Raw genomic sequence first — 6213 nt, forward strand, 5'->3', positions numbered from 1 at the left:
AAAAAGGGGTTGCGGGTCTTGGTTGGTGGGCTTAGAACCCCCTTCACCGGCGGCGCTGAGGCGCTACGGTGGCAGACTGGACGGGGCGGCGGCGACGCAGGAACGGAAGGTTTTGACGGCCCGGAAAGACGGGATGGCGCTCGGGGAAGACTGGGGCACTTCGGAGATTGGATAGGCGGTTGCGCTCATAAGATTGGCGCGACGGTCTGCTTTTGACCTCTTGGTGTATGCTCTTTGACATTGTTGGATAACTGAAGAGATATGTGGGCGGTTTGGTTCATTTCGATGGATCAACGTCTGTATATCAACGCTACTAGGACGCAAGTTCGATGATGTAGTGTCAGCTTCACTGTCTTGTTCGGCTTCGGTTTCTTTTGAAACCAAGCACAACAGACAGAGAAAAATTGGTTGCATTTCCGGTTCCTAGCCGGGTCGGATCGCATTCCATTCAGACCCCCGTGTTTGATTGGTTTTGTTAAAGCAACCAGTGATGTGCAGAGGTTCGAACGTCAAGGATACGGTCGCAAGATCGTTTCAACTTGAGAGTTTGATCCTGGCTCAGAACGAACGCTGGCGGCAGGCTTAACACATGCAAGTCGAGCGCTCTCTTCGGAGGGAGCGGCGGACGGGTTAGTAACGCGTGGGAACGTGCCCTTCTCTAAGGAATAGCCACTGGAAACGGTGAGTAATACCTTATACGCCCTTCGGGGGAAAGATTTATCGGAGAAGGATCGGCCCGCGTTAGATTAGATAGTTGGTGGGGTAACGGCCTACCAAGTCTACGATCTATAGCTGGTTTTAGAGGATGATCAGCAACACTGGGACTGAGACACGGCCCAGACTCCTACGGGAGGCAGCAGTGGGGAATCTTGGACAATGGGCGCAAGCCTGATCCAGCCATGCCGCGTGAGTGATGAAGGCCTTAGGGTCGTAAAGCTCTTTCGCCTGTGAAGATAATGACTGTAGCAGGTAAAGAAACCCCGGCTAACTCCGTGCCAGCAGCCGCGGTAATACGGAGGGGGTTAGCGTTGTTCGGAATTACTGGGCGTAAAGCGCACGTAGGCGGATCAGAAAGTTGGGGGTGAAATCCCAGGGCTCAACCCTGGAACTGCCTCCAAAACTCCTGGTCTTGAGTTCGAGAGAGGTGAGTGGAATTCCGAGTGTAGAGGTGAAATTCGTAGATATTCGGAGGAACACCAGTGGCGAAGGCGGCTCACTGGCTCGATACTGACGCTGAGGTGCGAAAGTGTGGGGAGCAAACAGGATTAGATACCCTGGTAGTCCACACCGTAAACGATGAATGCCAGTCGTCGGGTAGCATGCTATTCGGTGACACACCTAACGGATTAAGCATTCCGCCTGGGGAGTACGGTCGCAAGATTAAAACTCAAAGGAATTGACGGGGGCCCGCACAAGCGGTGGAGCATGTGGTTTAATTCGAAGCAACGCGCAGAACCTTACCAACCCTTGACATCCTCGGACCGCCAGAGAGATTTGGCTTTCACTTCGGTGACCGAGTGACAGGTGCTGCATGGCTGTCGTCAGCTCGTGTCGTGAGATGTTCGGTTAAGTCCGGCAACGAGCGCAACCCACATCCTTAGTTGCCAGCAGTTCGGCTGGGCACTCTAAGGAAACTGCCCGTGATAAGCGGGAGGAAGGTGTGGATGACGTCAAGTCCTCATGGCCCTTACGGGTTGGGCTACACACGTGCTACAATGGCAGTGACAATGGGTTAATCCCAAAAAACTGTCTCAGTTCGGATTGGGGTCTGCAACTCGACCCCATGAAGTCGGAATCGCTAGTAATCGCGTAACAGCATGACGCGGTGAATACGTTCCCGGGCCTTGTACACACCGCCCGTCACACCATGGGAGTTGGGTTTACCCGAAGGCCGTGCGCTAACTTTTGAGGCAGCGGACCACGGTGAGCTCAGCGACTGGGGTGAAGTCGTAACAAGGTAGCCGTAGGGGAACCTGCGGCTGGATCACCTCCTTTCTAAGGATGTTCCTAGCTTTTGATGTTCGCATCAAACGTGGAACACTTAGCATGATCAGCAAACAAAGCTGGTCACATCAGGGCATCATCTGATGACCCTTTGGACCGAGCCGTCCTCATATCTCTTCAGACATGTCAGGATCCTGAGGTGCCGTTTCGGCAGATCGGGGTTCAGCGAGGGGCCTTAGCTCAGCTGGGAGAGCGCCTGATTTGCATTCAGGAGGTCAGGAGTTCGATCCTCCTAGGCTCCACCAAATTCCTTGTCGGGATTTGATGCCGCCTAGAGTGTTTGAGTGCCAGTCATCACGGTGATCGGCGTTAGCTCCACCACTCAGCAAGTAGCACGGGCCCTTTCAGAATGGGTCGGTAGCTCAGGTGGTTAGAGCGCACGCCTGATAAGCGTGAGGTCGGAGGTTCAAGTCCTCCTCGACCCACCATTCTCTCGCAGGTTCATGTAAGTTATCCAATAGATCGAAGAGTTCGATTTGACCTTCAAGCTGCATCCTGGATGCATTTTGAACGTCCAATCGGACTTGCATCTCGCTGCCGGTTGGCAGTTGGGTTTGATATCGTGAAGAGAGAAACAATCAACAACACCGTTGATCACCCCGAGTGAGGGGCTGATCTCTTATGGGTGCCGACCTTCGCAAGAGGGAAGGCGAGCTTTGGAATACGTCATGTTTCCTCAGACGCTCCGAAGTCTGCCCGTTTGAAATGACGGTAGTTGTCCAAGTCAAGTACACTAACCCGGTTCTTATTCCGCAAGGTTTAAGGACCAATGTGCTTTCTTCCGCCTGGGATCGACATCACAGGCAGTGGAAGGAAGCGCGGGAAAGTATGCTTTTTGGTTCAGGAATAGAAGCAGGGTGCTTACCAGCTGCCCTGCATGACCGTCACGCAAGTGGCTGTCTCTTTCTGGATCAGATCAAGCGCGAGAAGGGCGTTTGGTGGATGCCTTGGCAGTAAGAGGCGATGAAGGACGTGATACTCTGCGATAAGTCATGGTGAGCTGAGAATAGGCTTTGACCCATGAATTTCCGAATGGGGCAACCCACTTGAAAGTTTGATATAATAGCGGCTTCGGCTGCTGCTTATATCCTGCTTAATCAAGTACTTATAGACTGAATACATAGGTTTATAAGAGCAAACCCGGGGAACTGAAACATCTAAGTACCCGGAGGAAAGGAAATCAATTGATACTCCCCTAGTAGCGGCGAGCGAACGGGGACCAGCCGAGCCTTGAGTGTGATCAGAACATGTTGGGAAGCATGGCCATAGCGGGTGATAGCCCCGTATGAGAAGCATGATGGGACGTATTAAGTAGGGCGGAACACGTGAAATTCTGTCTGAAGATCGGAGGACCACCTTCGAAGGCTAAGTACTCCTTACTGACCGATAGCGAACCAGTACCGTGAGGGAAAGGTGAAAAGCACCCCGACGAGGGGAGTGAAACAGTACCTGAAACCGAACGCCTACAATCAGTTGGAGGCCCCTTGAGGGCTGACAGCGTACCTTTTGTATAATGGGTCATCGACTTGGTCTCACGAGCAAGCTTAAGCCGTTAGGTGTAGGCGCAGCGAAAGCGAGTCTTAATAGGGCGAATGAGTTCGTGGGATCAGACCCGAAACCGAGTGATCTAGGCATGACCAGGATGAAGGTGCAGTAACATGCACTGGAGGTCCGAACCCACACCTGTTGAAAAAGGTCGGGATGAGTTGTGCCTAGGGGTGAAAGGCCAATCAAACTCGGAGATAGCTGGTTCTCTGCGAAATCTATTTAGGTAGAGCGTCATCCGAATACCCCGGGGGGTAGAGCACTGGATGGGTAATGGGGCCCCACAGGCTTACTGATCCTAACCAAACTCCGAATACCCGGGAGTACTAGATGGCAGACACACTGCGGATGCTAACGTCCGTAGTGGAGAGGGAAACAACCCTGACCTCCGGCTAAGGCCCCTAATTCATGGCTAAGTGGGAAAGCAGGTGAGACGTCCAAAACAACCAGGAGGTTGGCTTAGAAGCAGCCATCCTTTAAAGATAGCGTAACAGCTCACTGGTCTAATTAAGATGTCTTGCGGCGAAGATGTAACGGGGCTCAAGCCATGAGCCGAAGCCGAGGATGCACATAGTGCATGGTAGCAGAGCGTAGTGTGACATAGGTCCATGTCTCCTTATCGGGTCTCGACCCGAATTGGAGACGCGGAACTTTCGATGAAGCGGGCGTGTGAGCGATCCCGTGGAGAGATCACTAGCGAGAATGATGACATGAGTAGCGACAAAGAGTGTGAGAGACACTCTCGCCGAAAGTCCAAGGGTTCCTGCTTAAAGCTAATCTGAGCAGGGTAAGCCGACCCCTAAGGCGAGGCCGAAAGGCGTAGTCGATGGGAACCAGGTTAATATTCCTGGGCCATGAGGTGGTGACGGATCTCGAAGGTAGTTCATCCTTATCGGATTGAATGGGCTGCTGAGAGGTCCCTGGAAATAGCCCCTCTATAAGATCGTACCCTAAACCGACACAGGTGGACTGGTAGAGAATACCAAGGCGCTTGAGAGAACGATGTTGAAGGAACTCGGCAAAATACCTCCGTAAGTTCGCGAGAAGGAGGCCCGGGTCCTACGCAAGTGGAATCCGGGGGCACAAACCAGGGGGTGGCGACTGTTTATTAAAAACACAGGGCTCTGCGAAGTCGCAAGACGACGTATAGGGTCTGACGCCTGCCCGGTGCCTGAAGGTTAAAAGGAGGGGTGAGAGCTCCGAATTGAAGCCCAGGTAAACGGCGGCCGTAACTATAACGGTCCTAAGGTAGCGAAATTCCTTGTCGGGTAAGTTCCGACCTGCACGAATGGCGTAACGACTTCCCCGCTGTCTCCAACATCGACTCAGCGAAATTGAATTGCCTGTCAAGATGCAGGCTTCCCGCGGTTAGACGGAAAGACCCCGTGCACCTTTACTACAGCTTCGCACTGGCATCAGGATTGTGACGTGCAGGATAGGTGGTAGGCATCGAAACCGTGACGCTAGTCGCGGTGGAGCCTCCCTTGAGATACCACCCTTCGCACTCTTGATGTCTAACCGCGGTCCATTATCTGGATCCGGGACCCTGCGTGGCGGGTAGTTTGACTGGGGCGGTCGCCTCCTAAAGCGTAACGGAGGCGCGCGAAGGTTGGCTCAGAGCGGTCGGAAATCGCTCGTTGAGTGCAATGGCAAAAGCCAGCCTGACTGCGAGACTGACAAGTCGAGCAGAGACGAAAGTCGGCCATAGTGATCCGGTGGTCCCGAGTGGAAGGGCCATCGCTCAACGGATAAAAGGTACGCCGGGGATAACAGGCTGATACTGCCCAAGAGTCCATATCGACGGCAGTGTTTGGCACCTCGATGTCGGCTCATCTCATCCTGGGGCTGGAGCAGGTCCCAAGGGTACGGCTGTTCGCCGTTTAAAGAGGTACGTGAGCTGGGTTTAGAACGTCGTGAGACAGTTCGGTCCCTATCTGCCGTGGGTGTAGGATACTTGAGAGGAGTTGCCCCTAGTACGAGAGGACCGGGGTGAACGAACCACTGGTGGACCAGTTATCGTGCCAACGGTAGTGCTGGGTAGCTATGTTCGGAAAGGATAACCGCTGAAGGCATCTAAGCGGGAAGCCCCCCTCAAAACAAGGTATCCCTGAGGGCCGTGGAAGACCACCACGTCAATAGGCCGGAGATGTAAGTGCAGCAATGCATTCAGTTGACCGGTACTAATCGCCCGATAGGCTTGATCTGATCCAGTAAAAGACAGCCAAACACCAAAAAGCAAAACAACTTGGACAACACGTTGATCTCCTCAAAAAGGACGATCAACACGTTGATACATCTAGACCCTGGGTGGCTCGTACAAACGTACAAGCCTTCCGGCGGCTTACGAGACTTGCTTCACAAGTCTCTCACAGCCGACCGAATAAAAAACCAGGATCGAAGATCATGGGTTTTTATTCGGTTTGGTGGCAAGAGCACAAGCGAAACACCCGGTCCCTTCCCGAACCCGGAAGTTAAGCGCTGTTGCGCCGATGGTACTGCGTCTTAAGGCGTGGGAGAGTAGGGCACCGCCAAACCTAATAAAAACCCAAAATTCTCTCATCACATACTAACACAAAAAAATACACCGCGGGATGGAGCAGCCAGGTAGCTCGTCAGGCTCATAACCTGAAGGTCGTAGGTTCAAATCCTACTCCCGCAACCAAA

At 53.1% G+C, this 6213-nt stretch carries 3 tRNA genes and 3 rRNA genes; all 6 read left to right on the plus strand.

Going from position 1 to position 6213, the window contains the following annotated elements:
• Positions 1 to 535 precede the first annotated feature (535 nt).
• The 6 genes from TRIHO_RS00090 to TRIHO_RS00115 all read left to right on the plus strand — a co-directional run bounded on the left by TRIHO_RS00090 (position 536) and on the right by TRIHO_RS00115 (position 6211).
• A 16S ribosomal RNA gene (locus TRIHO_RS00090) occupies positions 536 to 1995 on the plus strand.
• A 178-nt stretch (positions 1996 to 2173) separates the two neighbouring features.
• Positions 2174 to 2249 (plus strand) — tRNA-Ala (locus TRIHO_RS00095).
• Between the two features lie 106 nt (positions 2250 to 2355).
• Positions 2356 to 2432: transfer RNA gene (locus tag TRIHO_RS00100), tRNA-Ile, on the plus strand.
• Between the two features lie 486 nt (positions 2433 to 2918).
• Positions 2919 to 5754 (plus strand): 23S ribosomal RNA (locus tag TRIHO_RS00105).
• A gap of 214 nt (positions 5755 to 5968) precedes the next feature.
• A 5S ribosomal RNA gene (gene rrf / locus TRIHO_RS00110) occupies positions 5969 to 6083 on the plus strand.
• Together the 16S, 23S and 5S rRNA genes with 3 tRNA genes alongside form the textbook arrangement of a ribosomal RNA operon.
• Before the next feature lie 51 nt (positions 6084 to 6134).
• A tRNA-Met gene (locus TRIHO_RS00115) sits at positions 6135 to 6211 on the plus strand.
• Positions 6212 to 6213: the final 2 nt, after the last annotated feature.

This window comes from Tritonibacter horizontis, from assembly GCF_001518015.1.
In the GTDB taxonomy this organism is placed as follows: Bacteria; Pseudomonadota; Alphaproteobacteria; order Rhodobacterales; family Rhodobacteraceae; genus Epibacterium; species Epibacterium horizontis.